Source organism: Mesorhizobium sp. NPDC059025 (genome assembly GCF_042739655.1).
Taxonomy (GTDB): domain Bacteria; phylum Pseudomonadota; class Alphaproteobacteria; order Rhizobiales; family Rhizobiaceae; genus Mesorhizobium.
In genome coordinates, this window is sequence record NZ_JBHYIM010000006.1 from 155417 (window position 1) to 172229 (window position 16813).

19 protein-coding genes and 1 riboswitch are annotated in these 16813 nt (G+C 62.0%); of the genes, 7 read left to right on the forward strand and 12 right to left on the reverse strand.

Features of this window, described 5'->3' with window-relative positions:
- Position 1: 1 nt before the first annotated feature.
- The 6 genes from ACFWYE_RS16270 to ACFWYE_RS16295 all read right to left on the reverse strand — a co-directional run bounded on the left by ACFWYE_RS16270 (position 2) and on the right by ACFWYE_RS16295 (position 5908).
- The gene (locus ACFWYE_RS16270; RefSeq protein ID WP_379112729.1) at positions 2-1243 is read right to left on the reverse strand and encodes a class I SAM-dependent RNA methyltransferase; all 1242 of its coding nucleotides are present in this window, start codon (positions 1241-1243) and stop codon (positions 2-4) included.
- Entirely contained in the window at positions 1240-2004 is a 765-nt protein-coding gene (locus tag ACFWYE_RS16275) for a TlyA family RNA methyltransferase (protein WP_379112731.1), read from the reverse strand. The genes ACFWYE_RS16270 and ACFWYE_RS16275 overlap by 4 nt, the downstream gene beginning before the upstream one ends.
- A 47-nt stretch (positions 2005-2051) precedes the next feature.
- The gene (locus ACFWYE_RS16280; protein WP_379112733.1) at positions 2052-2309 is read right to left on the reverse strand and encodes a hypothetical protein; all 258 of its coding nucleotides are present in this window, start codon (positions 2307-2309) and stop codon (positions 2052-2054) included.
- A 182-nt stretch (positions 2310-2491) separates the two neighbouring features.
- On the reverse strand, positions 2492-4405 hold the full coding sequence (dxs, locus tag ACFWYE_RS16285) for a 1-deoxy-D-xylulose-5-phosphate synthase (RefSeq protein WP_379112736.1): 1914 nt from the start codon (positions 4403-4405) through the stop codon (positions 2492-2494).
- A gap of 90 nt (positions 4406-4495) precedes the next feature.
- Positions 4496-5416, reverse strand: a complete 921-nt coding sequence (locus ACFWYE_RS16290; protein ID WP_379112739.1) for a pirin family protein — start codon at positions 5414-5416, stop codon at positions 4496-4498.
- Between the two features lie 120 nt (positions 5417-5536).
- A complete protein-coding gene (locus ACFWYE_RS16295) occupies positions 5537-5908 on the reverse strand; it encodes an MAPEG family protein (RefSeq protein ID WP_379112741.1) in 372 nt (123 codons plus the stop codon).
- Between the two features lie 78 nt (positions 5909-5986).
- Here ACFWYE_RS16295 and ACFWYE_RS16300 point away from each other — a divergent pair, with 78 nt between their 5' ends.
- Positions 5987-6379 (forward strand): winged helix-turn-helix transcriptional regulator, encoded by a 393-nt coding sequence (locus tag ACFWYE_RS16300; protein WP_379061534.1) that lies wholly within the window; start codon positions 5987-5989, stop codon positions 6377-6379.
- 136 nt (positions 6380-6515) lie between these two features.
- Here the strand turns inward: ACFWYE_RS16300 and ACFWYE_RS16305 are convergent, their stop codons facing one another.
- The 3 genes from ACFWYE_RS16305 to ACFWYE_RS16315 form a co-directional block, all read right to left on the reverse strand.
- Complete coding sequence (locus ACFWYE_RS16305) at positions 6516-6800, reverse strand: DUF2277 domain-containing protein (protein WP_379061536.1); 285 nt, start codon at positions 6798-6800, stop codon at positions 6516-6518.
- 65 nt (positions 6801-6865) lie between these two features.
- The gene (locus ACFWYE_RS16310) at positions 6866-7117 is read right to left on the reverse strand and encodes an exodeoxyribonuclease VII small subunit (protein ID WP_379061539.1); all 252 of its coding nucleotides are present in this window, start codon (positions 7115-7117) and stop codon (positions 6866-6868) included.
- A 3-nt stretch (positions 7118-7120) separates the two neighbouring features.
- Complete coding sequence (locus ACFWYE_RS16315; RefSeq protein ID WP_379112743.1) at positions 7121-8047, reverse strand: histone deacetylase family protein; 927 nt, start codon at positions 8045-8047, stop codon at positions 7121-7123.
- Positions 8048-8258: 211 nt separating this feature from the next.
- Positions 8259-8445, forward strand: a riboswitch (cobalamin riboswitch).
- A gap of 45 nt (positions 8446-8490) precedes the next feature.
- Here ACFWYE_RS16315 and bluB point away from each other — a divergent pair.
- Positions 8491-9228: a 5,6-dimethylbenzimidazole synthase gene (gene bluB, locus ACFWYE_RS16320; protein WP_379112745.1), complete on the forward strand. Its 738-nt coding sequence runs from the start codon at positions 8491-8493 to the stop codon at positions 9226-9228.
- A gap of 4 nt (positions 9229-9232) precedes the next feature.
- Here the strand turns inward: bluB and ACFWYE_RS16325 are convergent, their stop codons facing one another.
- Positions 9233-9847: a TetR/AcrR family transcriptional regulator gene (locus ACFWYE_RS16325; RefSeq protein WP_379061543.1), complete on the reverse strand. Its 615-nt coding sequence runs from the start codon at positions 9845-9847 to the stop codon at positions 9233-9235.
- 157 nt (positions 9848-10004) lie between these two features.
- Here ACFWYE_RS16325 and ACFWYE_RS16330 point away from each other — a divergent pair, with 157 nt between their 5' ends.
- Both ACFWYE_RS16330 and ACFWYE_RS16335 read left to right on the forward strand, forming a co-directional pair.
- Positions 10005-11225 (forward strand): MFS transporter, encoded by a 1221-nt coding sequence (locus ACFWYE_RS16330; RefSeq protein ID WP_379061545.1) that lies wholly within the window; start codon positions 10005-10007, stop codon positions 11223-11225.
- A 103-nt stretch (positions 11226-11328) separates the two neighbouring features.
- Positions 11329-12537: an MFS transporter gene (locus ACFWYE_RS16335; RefSeq protein WP_379112748.1), complete on the forward strand. Its 1209-nt coding sequence runs from the start codon at positions 11329-11331 to the stop codon at positions 12535-12537.
- A 152-nt stretch (positions 12538-12689) separates the two neighbouring features.
- Here the strand turns inward: ACFWYE_RS16335 and ribB are convergent, their stop codons facing one another.
- Positions 12690-13793 carry a 3,4-dihydroxy-2-butanone-4-phosphate synthase gene (ribB, locus tag ACFWYE_RS16340; protein ID WP_379061550.1) on the reverse strand — a complete coding sequence of 368 codons (1104 nt, stop codon included), beginning with the start codon at positions 13791-13793 and terminating at the stop codon, positions 12690-12692.
- A gap of 133 nt (positions 13794-13926) precedes the next feature.
- Positions 13927-15024, reverse strand: coding sequence for a chorismate synthase (gene aroC / locus ACFWYE_RS16345; protein ID WP_379061552.1), 1098 nt, complete (start codon positions 15022-15024; stop codon positions 13927-13929).
- Positions 15025-15208: 184 nt separating this feature from the next.
- Here aroC and ACFWYE_RS16350 point away from each other — a divergent pair, with 184 nt between their 5' ends.
- The 3 genes from ACFWYE_RS16350 (at position 15209) to ACFWYE_RS16360 (ending at position 16770) form a co-directional block, all read left to right on the forward strand.
- Complete coding sequence (locus tag ACFWYE_RS16350) at positions 15209-15703, forward strand: MarR family winged helix-turn-helix transcriptional regulator (protein ID WP_379112751.1); 495 nt, start codon at positions 15209-15211, stop codon at positions 15701-15703.
- Positions 15690-16370: a GNAT family N-acetyltransferase gene (locus tag ACFWYE_RS16355; RefSeq protein ID WP_379061557.1), complete on the forward strand. Its 681-nt coding sequence runs from the start codon at positions 15690-15692 to the stop codon at positions 16368-16370. Before ACFWYE_RS16350 ends, ACFWYE_RS16355 begins: the two co-directional genes overlap by 14 nt.
- 151 nt (positions 16371-16521) lie before the next feature.
- Positions 16522-16770 carry a DUF1344 domain-containing protein gene (locus ACFWYE_RS16360; RefSeq protein ID WP_129410634.1) on the forward strand — a complete coding sequence of 83 codons (249 nt, stop codon included), beginning with the start codon at positions 16522-16524 and terminating at the stop codon, positions 16768-16770.
- Positions 16771-16813 lie beyond the last annotated feature (43 nt).

Sequence of the window (16813 nt, forward strand, 5' to 3'; positions counted from 1 at the left end):
TTCAGCGCCGTTTTCGCGGCTTCTCCAGCAGCGCCACCGCCTCGACATGCGGCGACCACAGGAACTGGTCGATCGGCGTCACGCTCTTCAACTGATAGCCACCGTCGATGAGAATACGCAGGTCACGCGCCAGCGTGACTGGATTGCAGGAGACGGCGGCGACGAACGGCACGTCCGAGCGGGCGATCTGTTTGGACTGATCCTCGGCACCGGCGCGCGGCGGGTCGAACACGACCGCGTCGAAGGCGGCAAGCTCCTTGAACGTCAGCGGCCGGCGATCAAGATCGCGGCGTTCGACCGTCACGCGTTTCAAGCCGCTGGCAAAACGGGAGCCGCGGTCGAGCGCGGCGAGCGCAGGCCCGTCACTTTCCACCGCAAGAACCTCGGAATTGGCGGCGAGCCTCAGCGCAAAGGTTCCGCATCCCGAATAAAGATCGGCGACCCTTTTCGCCTTGCGCACATGTGCGGTCACAAGAGCCGCCATCGCATTCTCGGCCTCAGCCACAGCCTGCACGAAAGCGCCCGGCGGGGGCGTGACTGTTGCTGAGCCGAAGACGAGCGTCGGCTTGACGGCCTCGACGATGATCTCACCATCGATGGAGAGCCTGGCGATCCCGGACTTGATGACGAAATCCGTGGCAGCGCGGCGGATCGCCTCTGTGGGCTTGCCGCAATCGGCAGCTGCGACGTCCAGTCCCGACGCCGTTGCGGTGACCAGGAAGCGGAAAGGCTTGGACGTGTTGGCGACGATGCTGGCGAGGTGGCGCAAGATGCTTGCCGACCCGACGATGGTCGGCAAGAGCACCGGGCATTCCTCGATATCGACAAGGATGTTGGAGAAAGCCTGATTGTAGCCCAGATGCAATCCGGTGTCGGTGCTGCGCGCGGTGAATGCTGCGCGGCGGCGACTATGCGGCGTGCAGGCGACGAGGTCCGCCACTTCGGTTTCCACGCCCCTCGCCTTCAGCGCATGGACCACAAGGCCGCGCTTCCATGCACGATAAGCCCCGTCTTCGAGATGCTGGATGGCACAACCGCCGCACTCGGTGAAATGCCGACAGACCGGCCTGATCCGCTCCGGCGACGGCTCAAGCACGGCAAGCAGCTGGGCACGATCCTTTTCGCGCGCGGCCGTCACCACTTCGCCTGGCAGCACGAACGGGATGAAGATATGGCCACCGTCGGCGTCAACGACACCATCGCCCTGTGCGCCGAGCCGCGCGATCTGAAAACGGGTGCTCATCGATCCTTCACTCCGGCAAGCAGGAATTCGCGATTGCCATCGCCGCCCTCGATCGGCGATGGGTGGAGGCCAAGCGCGCGCCAGCCGGCGAGCCCATCCAGCCAGCGATGCAGATCAGCGGCGACGGCTTCAGCTTCGGCTGGGTTCTTGAGCAAGCCACCCTTGCCGATCGCTTCGCGCCCGGCCTCGAATTGCGGCTTGACCAGCAGCAAGGCACGAGCGCCGGCTTTTGCCAGCTCGAGAGCTGGCGGCAGTGCCAGTTTCAGCGAGATGAAGGAAACGTCGGAGACGATGAAATCCGGTGCGCGGCCGTTGAGGTTCGCGATCGAAAGCGCGCGCGCATTGAGCCCCTCTATGGACGTCACCCGAGGATCGGTTGCGACCGTAGCATGCATCTGGCCGTGGCCGACATCGATGGCCGTAACATGGCCAGCGCCTCGCTGAAGCAGCACCTGCGTGAAGCCCCCTGTCGAGGCGCCTATGTCGAGCGCTTCCGCACCCGAGGGGTCGAACCCGAAACGATCAAGCCCGGCGACCAGCTTCAGCGCTGCACGGGAGACGTAATTGCGTGCAGGATCATCCACCGCCAGATCGACGCCGGGAGATACGTTCTGGCCGGGTTTCGTGACCACCGCTCCGTCGACCGAAACGGTGCCGCGCTCGATCGCATCGCGGGCACGCGAGCGGCTGGCGAACAGGCCGCGGGCGACGAGCAGGTCGTCGAGCCGCTGGCGCTGGCTGGCTGGCTGATGGGAACACATTTGCCTTCATTGACGAAAGCCGCGCGCGAAGGCAAGCCGGGACTGGTCTAGAAAATCTGGCTGGCAGAAGGACGCTCGACGGCGGGCACGAGGCCATCAGCAGGTGCCCGCCGGGGCGGCGGCGCTTCCTGCACGACGATCATCTGCGGCACCTGATTGTAAGCAAAGCCGCCGCGCAACGTCCCGATGTTGGCCGCCACGATGTCGATGGCCGCCTGTTCGAGAACGCGGTCATATTGCGGCTCGGCCAATACCGGCCCGACCAGCAAAAGCATGCCGGTCGCACCAGCCGTAAACGCTCTCATCACGTATCTCCCAGCCTGGGGTTTTCCTAGCAGGGTGCCATTGAAAAAGGGGCAAGAGAGAAGGTAAGCGAAGCACCAAAAAGCAACCTGAACAACAGGTTAATCAGGATTGCCGAGAAAGTGATTCCACGCGTTGAGACGGTGATTCAAGCCGTTCACAAACAGATTCAACTTGTAGATGTTCAGGCGCGCTGCGCGCTGGTGACATGGCCAAGTGCCGCGAACACCGTACGTACGATGCCGGTCGCATCGAGCCCGGCATCTGCGTACATCTTCTCGGGCTTGGCGTGGTCGGTGAAAGCATCCGGCAAGACCAGAGGACGCACCTTCAGACCGCTCTCGAGCAGGCCCTCATGGGCCAGGAAATGCAGCACCTGTGCCGCAAAGCCGCCGATGGCGCCTTCTTCAACCGTCACCAGGATTTCGTGCGAACGAGCAAGGCGACGGATCAGGTCATGGTCGAGCGGCTTGGCGAAACGCGCGTCCGCCACGGTCGTCGACAAGCCGGCCGCGCTGAGTTCGTCAGCCGCCGCGAGACAGTCCTGCAGGCGGGTACCGAAGGAGAGCAACGCCACCTTTGTGCCTTCGCGCACGACACGGCCTTTGCCGATCTCGAGCGGCGAGCCACGCTCGGGCATATCGATACCGATGCCGTTGCCGCGCGGATAACGGAAGGAGATCGGGCCCTCGTCATACTCGGCTGCAGTGCGCACCATGTGGCGCAGCTCCACCTCGTCGCTTGCCGCCATGACAACGAAATCGGGCAGCGAGGCAAGGAAGGTGGTGTCGAACGCACCGCAATGGGTTGCGCCATCGGCGCCGACATAACCGGCGCGGTCGATCGGAAAACGCACGGGCAGCTTCTGGATCGCGACGTCGTGCACGACCTGATCGTAGGCGCGCTGCAGGAAGGTCGAGTAGATCGCGGCGAACGGCTTGTAGCCTTCGGTGGCAAGGCCGGCAGCAAAGGTCACTGCGTGCTGCTCGGCGATACCGACATCGAAAGTGCGGTTCGGGAAGACTTCGCCGAACAGATCGAGCCCGGTGCCTGTCGGCATGGCCGCGGTGACGGCAACGATCCTGTCATCCTCGCAGGCTTCCCGGATCAGGCTCTCGGCAAAGACATTGGTGTAGGTCGGCGCATTGGCCGGAGCCTTCGCCTGCGCACCCGTGATAACGTCGAACCGGTTGACCCCGTGATATTTGTCGGCTGCCGCTTCGGCGGGGGCGTAACCCTTGCCCTTCTGCGTCACGACATGGATCAGCACGGGGCCCTTGCCGTTGTCGCGTACATTCTTCAGCACCGGAATGAGATGCTCGAGATTGTGACCGTCGATCGGGCCGATGTGAAAGAAGCCAAGCTCCTCGAACAAGGTTCCGCCGGTGACGTAGCCGCGCGCATGCTCGACCGCGCGGGTGATGGCGCGATCGGCGCGCTTGCCGAGATAGGATGTCAGTTTCTTGCCGAAATCGCGCAGGCCAAGATAGGTCTTGCCCGAGCCGAGACGCGCCAGATAGGCGCTCATGGCCCCAGTCGGCGGGGCGATCGACATGTCGTTGTCATTCAGGATGACGATGAGGCGGGCATCGAGAGCGCCGGCGTTGTTCAGCGCCTCGAAGGCCATTCCGGCCGACATCGCCCCATCGCCAATGACAGCGATGACGTTGTTCTTGCCGCCAGAGAGATCGCGCGCCACGGCCATGCCGAGACCGGCCGAAATCGATGTGGAGGAATGGGCGGCACCGAACGGATCGTATTCGCTTTCGGTACGCCGTGTAAAACCGGAAAGCCCGTTCTCCTGGCGGAGCGTACGAATACGGTCGCGCCTGCCGGTCAGGATCTTGTGCGGATAGGCCTGGTGGCCGACGTCCCAGATAATCCTGTCTTCCGGCGTGTCGAAAACGTAGTGCAGTGCCACGGTGAGTTCGACGACGCCGAGACCTGCCCCGAGATGTCCGCCGGTCTGCGAAACGGCATCGATCAGTTCCGTGCGCAGCTCTTCCGCGAGCTGCGGCAGGTCACTTTCGGAAAGCTTCTTCATATCCGCAGGAATGCGGACCTTGTCGAGAAGCGGCGTTTGGGGTCTGGCGATCAATGGCTGGCCCGCTCGAGCTCACGTTCAAGAATATTCAAAAAATCGAATAGGCCTCCGACCAACGAAAGTAAATGTGCCGCAATGACACGCTCACTTGTCAGGCAGCGGAATGAACTCCTTTTCATCGCCCGGAACGATATCGAACCGGCCAGTCTTCCATTCCTGCTTGGCCTGTTCGATGCGTTCTTTCGATGAGGAAACGAAATTCCACCAGATGTAGCGTGGAGACCCCAGCGAAGCGCCACCGAACAGCATGAAATGCGCACCCAATTCCGACGAAACGATGATCTCGTCGCCAGGACGAAACACCAGAAGACGGTTTTCGGGGAAACTGTCGCCGGAAATGGAGACGAACCCGTCGAGCACATAGATGGCACGCTCCTCGGCGTCGGCGGCAATGCGGTACCTTGCACCAGGTTCGAGCCGAATATCGGCATACAGCGTGTCGTGATAGGTGGTCACCGGTGCGCGGCGGCCCTCCAGCTCGCCGATGATGAGGCGGCCCGACACGCCCTCGGCACCGAACTCCGGCAACTCGGCGCTGGCGGTGTTTTCGAAGACAGGCGCCATTTCCTCCTGCCTGTCAGGCAGCGCGATCCATGTCTGCAGGCCGGACATCGACATCGGCGCGCCGCGCATTTCCTCCGGCGTGCGCTCGGAATGGACGATGCCACGCCCTGCCGTCATCAGATTCACGTCACCGGGCGAGATGACCATCTCGGTGCCGAGCGAATCGCGGTGCCTGATCTTGCCGTCGAACAGATAGGTGACTGTCGAGAGACCGATATGCGGATGCGGGCGTACGTCCAGCGCCTTGCCGGCGCGCAGGATGGCCGGTCCCATGCGGTCGAAGAAGATAAAAGGACCGACCAACCGTCGCCTTGCGGTAGGCAGGGCACGGCGCACCTCGAAACCGCCTATGTCCTTTGCGTTGGGCACCACCATCAACTCGATGGCGTCGCAGGAAAAGGCATCACCGGGTTCGGGGTCGTTTCCGGGAAAGAAGCTCATCGGGCCGGCTCCATCTGCTGATGACTTGCAGATGGAACTTATACCCCCGTCTCCCCGGGGCAAACCGGCGATGCGGCGACGATGCGTTCACCGATCGGTCAGTCTCGGATGCTTGTGCACTCAGATGGAGAGGAGCGTGATCGCGCCGACGATCAGGGCGCCATAGGTGCCAGCCATTCCCGGTGCGCTCAACGGTGTCCTGGCCGTCATGATGCCAGCAAAGTGCAAGAACCGACCGGCGATCAGCAGTCCACCGATCGTCCACAAAACGACCGGCGGCGCCTGCCGGTATTCGGCGATGGCGAGCACGATCAAAGCCAGAGGCACATATTCGGTGAAATTGCCCTGCGCCCGAATGCGGCGCATCAGCGTCGGGTCTTCGCTGAAGCCGAGACGCACACCCACCTTCTTGCGGCGCAGACTGACCGCAATACTCAAGGCTACCAGCGAAAGAGCTGCCAACGCAGCGACGATGGACGTAACCGGAAGCATTTCCCCCTCCAACGAACGTTTTCGCGAGCTAACCATTTTTTACTTGCAAATTGCAAGTTAGAAAATCATATTGAACCCATGACGAAGTTCCGCACCGGCTGCCCAATTGCCTCGGCACTCGACATCATCGGTGACAAGTGGTCGCTCGTGATCATCCGCTCGATGGTTGTGGGAGCGACCAGCTATTCCGACTTCCTGGCGATGGCCGAAAAGATCGCGACGAACATCCTGGCCGAGCGACTGCATCGACTGGAGGGTGCCGGCCTGATCCGACAGACACAGGCGCGGCAAGGTGCAACCCGCGGCGCGTACGCTCTGACGGCCAAAGGCGCGGCGCTTATTCCCGCCCTGCAGGCGCTCGCACGGTGGGGTGAAGAAGAGTTGCCCGAGCGCTGGACGCCGCCGGAACGGTTCTATGCCGCCCGACCCGTAGATTTCGACAAGCCGTCGGTGGCCCCCTCGGCGTCCTGATCGGCAACATAGCGGCCTGTGCGACCGGAGCGATCACGGCACGACCAGAGCGTTTCCGGTTTTCGGAATGCGGGAACGCTCTAATTTTTTCTCAATTTCAGACGGAAAACCGCTACGCACTTTTCCTTAAACTGCCCTAGGCGGGCACCGGCTTGGGCCCAAAGCGCTCAGCCGACTTGGCGCGGGCTTTTGCCGCCACCTCCTCGCGGTTGCGCGGCGGCTGGGTCGTCTCAAGGACGACAAGCAGCTCATGCGCGGCATTGGCGATGGTGCGCACGGCGTTGTCGAAGGCTTCCTTGTTGCGCATGGAGGGCTTGTTGGAGCCACTGATCTTGCGCACGAACTGCAGCGCCGCCTCGTGAATTTCGGTATCGGTCGCCGGCGGTTCGAAGTTAAACAGCGGCTTGATGTTGCGACACATGGATATCTCTCCCGTTTGATATATCCGGCGTTGCCCCTCGTTCCCGTTAGTGGCCTCTCAGGCTCCTAGTCCCCGTCCAGCGGCTCGGTACCGACCGGCTTGCCGTCACGGGCGAGCCTGATCTTCTCCACCTTGTCCTCGGCGGCCTTGAGCAGGCGATCGCAATGCGCCTTCAGCGCCTCGCCCCGTTCATATATGCGAATCGACTGGTCGAGCGGCACGTCGCCGCGTTCGAGATCGTCGACGATCTTCTCTAACGCATCCAGCGCCTGCTCGAAGCTCATCGCCTTGACGTCCTGGTTCGCTTCCTCAGCCATGGCTCATCCTTTCATCAGGCGGCCGACATGCGCTGCGACCGAAAATGCCAATCCGTGCAGGTCGTAGCCGCCTTCCAGCAAACTGACCAGCCTGTTTGAACTATGACGGCGGGCGCGATCCATCAACTGCCCGGTCGCCCAGTCGAAATCATCCTCGACAAGGTTGATCTCGGCCAACGGGTCACGATGGTGCGCGTCGAAACCGGCCGAGATGATCACAAGGTCCGGCGCGAAAGAATCGATCGCCGGCAGGACACGCGTGTTGAACGCCTCACGAAAGATATCGCTACCCGTCGCCGGCGCCAGCGGCGCATTGACGATGTTGCCGGCGCCAGTCTCGTTTCTGGCGCCGGTGCCAGGATAAAGAGGCATCTGGTGCGTCGAGCAATAGAGCACCGATGGGTCGTCCCAGAAGATGTCCTGCGTGCCGTTGCCGTGATGAACGTCCCAGTCGACGATGGCGACACGCTCGACGCCGTGCTTTTCCTGTGCGTAGCGAGCGGCAATCGCAGCCGTATTGAACAGGCAGAAACCCATGGCGGTGGTTTTCTCGGCATGATGGCCGGGCGGACGCGCGGCCACGAAGACATTGTCGGCCTTGCCGGTGAAAACGTCGTCCACGGCGGCATTGGCGGCGCCGATGGCGGTCAGCGCCGCCTGCCAGGTTTTGGGACTCGCCACCGTATCGGAATCGATGACGGCAATACCTTCCTGCGGAATCGCCCTGCGGACGCGCTCGACGAAATCCTTTGGATGGCAATAGAGAACAGTGGTCTCGTCGCCCATCGGCGCCTCGTGCCTGTCGAGGGCGGCAAAGGCCTCGTCGTCCAGAATCCGCTCGATAGCGCGCAGCCTGTCCGGTCGCTCCGGATGGCCGGCGGGCGTGATGTGTTCCAGAAAAATCGGATGGGTGTAGAGACGGGTCGTCATGGCGCCACCTTATCAGCAATGGAGATGATGGCCACGCGACAAGCATGAGAGCGTTTCCGTTTTCAACGGAAACGCGGAAACGCTCCAACTTTTATTTTAACGCGATTCCGGACGCAAAACCGTTGCGCGTTTGCTGGAATTGCTCAGCCTGTTGGGGAAAAGGCATCATCCGACGTCGACATCAGGGCTTTCCTTGCCCGCGAACTCGGCTAGGTTAGCCGCACTGTCAGGTGCCTGCCGCAAGGTGGGAGAATCGGGAACACGGTGAAAATCCGTGGCGTGCCCAACGCTGTGAGGGGGACCACTCGGCAAGAGCCACTGTCCGCGCAAGGACGGGAAGGCGCCGGCAAGCGGGACGAACCCGAGCCAGAAGACCGGCCAGGCAGAAATGGTCATCCGCATGGACGGGTGGATGACGCTGTTTCGATCGCAAGGGAAACGCGATGAACACCGTCCGCAACCATACATGTCATACCTCCGGAGATCCTGCCTTCGAGGATTTTGAGCGTGAGGCCATCTATCGCGCCATCTTCACGCGTCGCGACGTGCGCAGCCATTTCCGGCCCGACCCGATCGACGACGCTGTGCTTGCCCGCCTGCTCACGGCTGCGCACCACGCACCGTCCGTAGGCTTCATGCAACCCTGGAACTTCATCGTCATCCGCGACCAGAAACGGCGCGCGGCGGTGCGCGATCTGTTCCTGACAGCTCGAGCCGAGGAACTGCCGCATATCGCGGAGGATCGGCAGGCGCTTTACCGCAAGCTCAAGCTGGAAGGCATCTGCGAAAGCGCGCTCAATCTCTGCATCACCTGCGATCGCTCGCGCAGCGAGAACTCGCCGCTCGGGCGCTGGCACAATCCGCAAATGGATCTCTTCAGCACGGTATGCGCGGTACAGAATTTCTGGCTGGCGGCACGGGCCGAAGGGATTGGCGTCGGCTGGGTGAGCATCCTGAACGCCGAAGCGCTCAGAGATTTGCTCGACATCCCGGATCATATCGTGCCTGTCGCCTATCTTTGCGTCGGGCACGTCTCGGAATTTGCCACCCGACCCGACCTTGAACGCAATGGCTGGGGCTCGCGCCTGCCGCTCTGCGACCTCGTCATGAGCGAGACCTATGCCGGTGCCGGCGAGGATGTGCTGAAAGCCGCGGCCAACGCGATCGCGGGCAGAGGATGAGAAGTCAGGCAGCAGTCTTGCCGTCCACCAGCAAACCTTCCATGAGCGCGCGAAACGCATTAACCGCCTTTGTCGATATGGCGGCAGGATCATCGGAGTTTGCAATCCACTGCGCAGCATAGAGCGAGGCGCCGCTGATCAGCCGTGCCATCGCTTCAGGATCGATGTCGCGGCGAATAACCCCATCTTCCTTCAGCGCTGCAAGGTTCTTGGTTACCGACAGGATACAGGCGTTGGCATTGGGCCATTGCGCCGGATCACCAAGGACAGCGGGGCCATCACACAGCACGATGCGCTGGACTTCCGGATCGAGCGCCATTTCGACATAGCCGATGTTTTCGTCCATGAAACCCTGCCAGCGCGTCTCGGCCTTGGCGGAGACAGCATTGAGACGCGCCGCCATTTCGCAGTCGATCTGGGCGATCACGGCTTCGAAAAGCCCCTTCTTGTCGCCGAAATGATGATAAAGCGCGCCACGCGTCAGCCCCGCTTCGGCGGTGAAATCATCCATCGATGCGTTCGCGTAACCGACTGTCGCAAAGGCCCGCCGCGCAGAGGCAATCAGTTTCGCACGCGTCTCGGCGATCATTTCGCTGCGGGGTTTATGAGCTGTCCTCATTGGTGTTTCCTTTGCCGCTTCTGCTTTTCACATACGTCGCGTATATTTTTTTACATACACGACGTATATTAATTGACATACGTGACGTATGCAATTATCTCATTCGCATACGCCACGTATGTAAGTGGCGCACCCTCAAAATTCCAGGAGTGCTCCCATGCGCAATCCTTATGGTGAAATCTTCAGAGTCCCCGGGGCCAAGGGCTTCGCAGCCGCCGCCTTTTTTGCGCGGCTGCCTATCGCCATGGCTCCCATCGGTATTGTCGCGATGCTGTCCCAGGCGCGCGGCGAGTATTGGCTGGCCGGTGCTGTATCGGCCACCTTCGCCTTGACCAACGCTTTTGCCGCCCCACAGATCTCGCGATGGATCGACCGGCTCGGCCAGACTGCCGTGGCCGCCCCGACCACGGTCATCTCCGTCATCGCCTTCCTCACACTGCTCGCGGCCACCCATTATGACTGGCCGAGCTGGACCCTGTTCGTTTCGGCGTTCCTGGCCGCGGCGATGCCCAGCGTGCCGGCCATGGTGCGTGCGCGCTGGACGGAAAAATTCCGCGATCGTCCCGAGCTCAACACGGCCTTTGCCTTCGAGTCGGTCGCCGACGAACTGGTCTATATTGCCGGCGCCTCGCTTTCGGTAGGCCTCAGTGTGGCGCTGTTCCCGGAAGCCGGCATGCTGGTGAGCACGCTTCTGCTGGCTTTCGGCATGGCCGCCTTCATCCTGCAACGATCCAGTGAGCCCAAGGTCCGGCAGCCGGAGCATGGCAGCAATGGTTCCGCGATCATGCTGCGTCCCGTCCAGATCATCACGCTGGCCCTCATCTTCGTCGGTGCGATCTTCGCCACCGCAGAGGTGAGCTCGGTGGCCATCACCAAGGAGCTCGGCCAGCCGACCGCCGCCAGCCTGGTCATCGGTGTCTATGCCGCCGGCTCCTTTGTCGTCGGCCTCATCATCGGTGCGCTGAACCTCCAGGCCCCGAAACAGCGGCTGCTCGCTCTTTCGATTGCCATCGTCGCCTTGACCACCTTGCCACTGCTCGTCGCCGACACCGTCCCCCTGCTGGCACTCGCAGTCTTCGCCAGCGGCGTGGCGATCTCGCCCACCTTCATCATGGCCTTCGGCCTGATCGAACGGCGCGTGCCCGAGGCCATGCTGACCGAGGGCATCACCTGGGTGATGACCGGCATCGGCATCGGCATGGCACTGGGGGCGTTCGTGGCAGGCTGGGTGGTCGACAATTACGGAGCGCAGAACGGCTTCTGGGTTTCCGTGGCCGCCGGGACGATCTCTTTCGTGATCGTCCTCCTTGGCCAGAAGACACTCGCCGGCGAGACAGACAGCGAATTGTCGCAGGTTGCCCCGCAAACAGCGAAATGATGGTCGCGCTTCCAGAAAAGCCCGGACAGGACCAACGAGCCGCCTTCCCAGGCGGCTCGACTGTCTTTGAAATCTCAACTATCTGCGAGCCCCGGGGACTTTGATGCGTAATCCATACAGTGAAATTTTCCAGGCGCCCGGCGCCAAGGCGTTTTCCGCGGCCGGCTTCGTTGCCCGCTTCCCGCTTTCCATGGTCACGCTGGGCATCGTGACGATGCTGTCCGAGACACACGGCGAATACTGGCTTGCCGGTGCGGTCTCCGCCACTTTCGCGCTGGCAAGCGGCCTGATCGCGCCGCAGGTGTCGCGACTTGTCGACCGGCACGGCCAGCGCCGTGTTCTTGTACCAGCGACACTGATCGCTGTTTCGGCGCTGATCGGCCTGATGGTGGCAACCCATCTGAAGGCACCAAACTGGACGCTGTTCGTTTTCGCGATCCTCAGCGGCGCGATACCGAGCTTCAGTTCCTTCGTCAGGGCGCGCTGGACCGAGCTCTATCGCGGCACCTCGAAATTGCATACGGCATTTGCCTTTGAATCCGTCGTCGACGAAGTCCTGTTCATGATCGGTCCGATCCTGGCGATCGGACTCAGCGTCACGGTCTTCCCGGAAGCCGGGCCGTTGGCCGCCACCTTATTCCTTCTCGTCGGCAGCCTCCTGTTTGCCGCCCAGAGATCTACCGAACCCCCAATCCATGAGCCGGAACGCAGCGGCGGTCGCTCCGTCATCCGCCTCGGTTCGCTGCAGATCATCGTCGTGACCCTGGCATCCATCGGCGCGATCTTCGGCACGGCCGAAGTAGCCGCCGTTGCTTTCGCGGAAGCGCAAGGCCACAAGGCAGCTGCCAGTCTCGCTCTGTCGGCCTATGCGGCAGGCTCGCTCGTCGCCGGCCTTGCCTTCGGCATGCTGAAACTCAGGATGCCACTTGCCCGCCAATTGCTGATCACGATAGTGCTGGCCGCGCTGACCACACTGCCGCTCCTCATGGTAGGCACAATCACCATGCTTTCTCTGGTGTTTTTCGTCGCTGGCGTTGCCGTTTCGCCAACCATCATCACCTCGATGGCACTCGTGGAAAAACTCGTGCCTTCCTCCAAGCTCACGGAAGGCATGACCTGGGCGATTACCGGCATTGGCATCGGCATGGCCGCAGGTTCAGCGGCCGCCGGCTGGGTGATAGACACTTATGGGCCGACCAGTGGCTTCCTGGTTTCGATCGCGGCTGGTGTTCTCGCCTTGATTGTCGCGTTGGCCGGGCAAGGCAATCTGCAGCGATCCGTGCGCGACACCAGAGCACCGGCGATGGCTTGAACGGCTCCGGTACGAAACGAAATGGGCGCCAAGCGGCGCCCATTTCGTTTCACAGACAAGCTTTGCGTCCAGAGGGCGCGCGACATCGTAGAGCGTTTCCGTTTTACGCAATTCCAGACGGAAAACCGCTACGCAGTTTTCCTGGAATTGGCCTAGAGGATTTCGGTTTTGGCGATACGGATGCCGAAACCCTCAAGGCCGACATAGTGCCGCTCGCGCGAGGCGATCAGATTGATCGAGGAGATGCCGAGATCCTTGAGAATCTGTGCACCGAGGCCGATCTCGCGCCATTCGTTCTCGCGGCGGCGTGCTTCCTCGTGATCCTCGCGGTCACTACCGCCCTGCCGGTTGCGGCCGCCATGGCTACCGACACCGGTGGACCCTTCGCGCAGATAAACGATGACACCACGCTTGCGCTCTCCGAGCGTCTTCATGATGTCATCGAGCACGGTACGGGTACCGAATACGTCCGTCGTGACATCCTCCAGATGCAACCGCACCGGCACTTCCTCGCCGTCGCGGATGTCACCATAGACGATCGCCAGGTGGTGCATCGCTTCCCAGGGCAAGGAATAGGCGATCGCCGTCGCCTTGCCGCCGGGCGTGTCGATATCGGAACAGGCGACACGCTCGACCAGCGTTTCCTTGCGCTGACGGTAGGCGATGAGGTCCGCCACCGAAACCTGCTTCAGCCCGTGCTCCTCGGCGAAGGCCGCCACTTGGGGGCCGCGCTTGACGGTGCCGTCGTCGTTGACCAACTCGGAAATGACGCCGACCGGCGGCAGTCCGGCCAGCTTGCAGAGATCGACGGCGGCCTCCGTATGGCCGGAGCGCATCAGCACGCCACCTTCGCGTGCGATCAACGGAAAGATGTGACCGGGACGCACGAAATCGCTGCCAGCGACGTTGCCGTTGGCAAGGTTGCGCACGGTAAGCGTACGGTCCTCGGCGGAGATGCCGGTGGTGGTGCCGTGCTTGAAGTCGACACTGACCGTGAAGGCAGTGGTGTGGGCGGAATCATTGTCCGCCACCATCGGCGCCAGATTCAGCCGCTTCGCCTCTTCGCGCGGCATCGGCGTGCAGACGATGCCGGAGGTGTGGCGCACGATGAAAGCCATCTTCTCCGGCGTGCAATGCACGGCCGCGACGATCAGATCGCCCTCGTTCTCACGCCCGTCATCGTCCATGACGACGACGATCTCGCCGCGCTCGAAAGCACGCAGGGCTTCGACAATTTTCTTCTGATCGTAGGGCATGGTACTCGCTTCGCTCGCTGGGCAGTCGGCAGTCGGCAGTCGGCAGTCGGCAGTCGGACATAAGGCAGTAACAAAATAGCGTCTACGGCAAATTGAACCAAAACGGACTGCCGACTGCCTATTGCCGACTGCCCTATCTTCCCGTCTGCCCCCGATGACGCAGGTAGTGGTCAGCAATGGCGCAGGCGACCATTGCCTCGCCGATCGGCACTGCACGGATACCCACGCAAGGGTCGTGGCGCCCCTTGGTGACGACATCGACGTCCTTGCCATCCCGGTCGATGGACTTGCGCGGATTGAGGATCGACGAGGTCGGCTTCACGGCGAAACGGGCGATGATCGGCTGGCCTGTCGAAATGCCACCGAGAATACCGCCGGCATTGTTGGAGAGGAACACCGGCTTGCCGTCATTGCCCATGCGCATCTCGTCGGCGTTCTGTTCGCCGGTGATCCTGGCGGCTTCGAAACCGTTGCCGATCTCGACACCCTTGACCGCATTGATCGACATGAGGTTCGACGCAATATCCTGGTCGAGCTTGGCATAGATCGGCGCGCCAAGCCCGGCCGGTACGCCGTCGGCAACGATCTCTATCACCGCACCCACCGACGAGCCCGCCTTGCGGATGCCGTCGAGATAGGTCGTGAAGACGGGTACCGACTGCGGATCCGGCGTGAAGAACGGGTTTTCGCCATCGTCGACGAAATTCCAGTTCCAGTTGGCGCGATCGATTGCCTTCTCGCCCATGGCGATCAGCGCTCCGCGCACGACGAGGCCGGGAACGACCTTGCGGGCGAGTGCGCCGGCCGCGACGCGTGCTGCCGTCTCCCGCGCCGAGGAACGGCCGCCACCACGATGATCGCGAATGCCGTATTTGACCTCATAGGCATAATCGGCGTGACCCGGCCGATACTGACGGGCGATCTCGCCATAGTCCTTCGAACGCTGGTCGACATTCTCGATCAGCATCGACACCGGTGTGCCGGTGGTGATCATGGTGACCTCGTCCTCGTCGATGACGAAGCCGGACAGCACCTTGACCTCATCCGGCTCGCGGCGCTGGGTGACGAAGCGCGACTGGCCCGGGCGGCGCCGGTCCAGCTCGGCCTGGATGTCCTCGCGGGTGAAGCGGATGCCGGGCGGACAGCCGTCAACGACGCAGCCCAGCGCGGTCCCATGGCTTTCGCCCCAGGTGGTTACCCGGAAAAGATGGCCGAAGGTATTATGCGACATCGGTAGCAGCCCTCGCGCGGGCCAGATCCCGGCATGGCCAGCCTTCTAGTAGCGTTTTCCCTGGTGGTCAAACCGGGGTAGCCGGGGCCAATTTCCGCAACGCAGCGCAAGCGCCAGCACTGGCTGGACAAATTAATATAACTACTTATATAACTACTTATGCAAATCAGGATGAGACTTTGCGATGGTTGACGATGTCGTTCGCGAAATGGGCTATCTCACACTTGGCAGCCGCCTCAGGCGGATCGGCGAACGTTTTCAGTCTGAGGTGCAGCGTGTGCTGGACGATCTCGACTTGCCGGTGCAGGCCAGCCAGTTTCCGGCGCTTGCGGCCATCGACCGCCTTGGTCCGCTGACGGTCGGCGATCTGGCTGAAGCGATCGGCATCACGCAGCCCGGCGCCACACGCATCATGACGCATTTGAGCGAAACCGGACTGCTCGATGTCAGGCAATCGCCGGAAGACCAGCGGCGCCGATTCCTCAGCCTGACAGACAAGGGGCGCCAGCTCGTCGAAACCTCGAAACGCGACCTCTGGCCTCGCATCGATGCCGCAGTTGCGGAGATCTGCAGCGACCTGACCGGCCCCCTGCTCGAGCAACTGACCGCGATCGAACACGATCTCGAGACCACCCCGTTGCACCACCGTATCGCAAGGCAGCTTCATGACCCCGCTTGACCGCCCCATCTGGAGCGCACTCACCTCACGCCACGCTCACCTTTCCGAGGGCGGTGCACTGGCGAAACGCTACCAGCCGACGGTCTCAGCCTTTGCAGCCACGCTGAACGATACTCCTTCCAGCCAGCGGGCACTTTTCGATCTGTCTTCCGACGGAAGGAGCCTGCTTTTTCTCCAGGCCGACCCGGTAATCGTGCCGCCCGGCATGGCGGCAGTATCCGCCGCCGCGGCTGTGCAGATGACTGCCAGCCAGCCATCGACGATCGAACAGGACGACCGTATCGAGCTTCTCGGCGAAACCGACATCCCGGCAATGCTGGCGCTGGCGGAACTCACGAAGCCAGGCCCCTTCACAGTGCGTGCTCTCGAGCTCGGTGCGTTCTGGGGAGTGAAGGAAGATGGCCGCTTGCTCGCCATGGCTGGCGAACGCATGAGACCGCAAGGCTTCTGCGAGATCAGCGGCGTCTGCTCGCATCCGGAAGCCCGTGGCCGTGGCCTCGCCAAACGACTGTCGATGTTCGTGGCGGGCCGGATCGTCGAACGCGGCGAAGAGCCTTTTCTGCATGCCTATGCAACGAACACAGCCGCGATCGCGCTCTATGAATCCATCGGATTTTCACTGCGCTCGACCATGCACGTTGCCGTCCTGCAACGTGTGGCGAACTGACGAAAGGGCTGCCCGAACAAAAGGTCGCAGCCACGTTGTCCACGGCAGGTGACTTAGGTTTGACACATTCGACTGGTTTCTGTTTGTTTCCGTCGCCGCACACGGTCGCCGCATGGGAACGGCGTACAACAACAAACAATGAGGACCATCAATGCGTACCCTGCTCGGCGCTATTGCCGCCACCGTGCTCGTCGTGACTGCCGCTTTCGCGGGCCAGGCGGAAGGCAAGATCAAGAAGGTCGACAGGGAGACCCTGACGCTGACGCTGGATGACGGCAAGGCCTACAAGCTGAATGCTGAAATGGATCTGGAAGCGTTGAAGCCCGGCACAGACGTCGTCATTGCCTATGACGTCAGCAATGGCGAGAATGTCATCACCGACATGGAACTGCCTCAGTAAGGCAAGGCAAGCCAACACCAGTCGACATCAGGTCATCAATCGC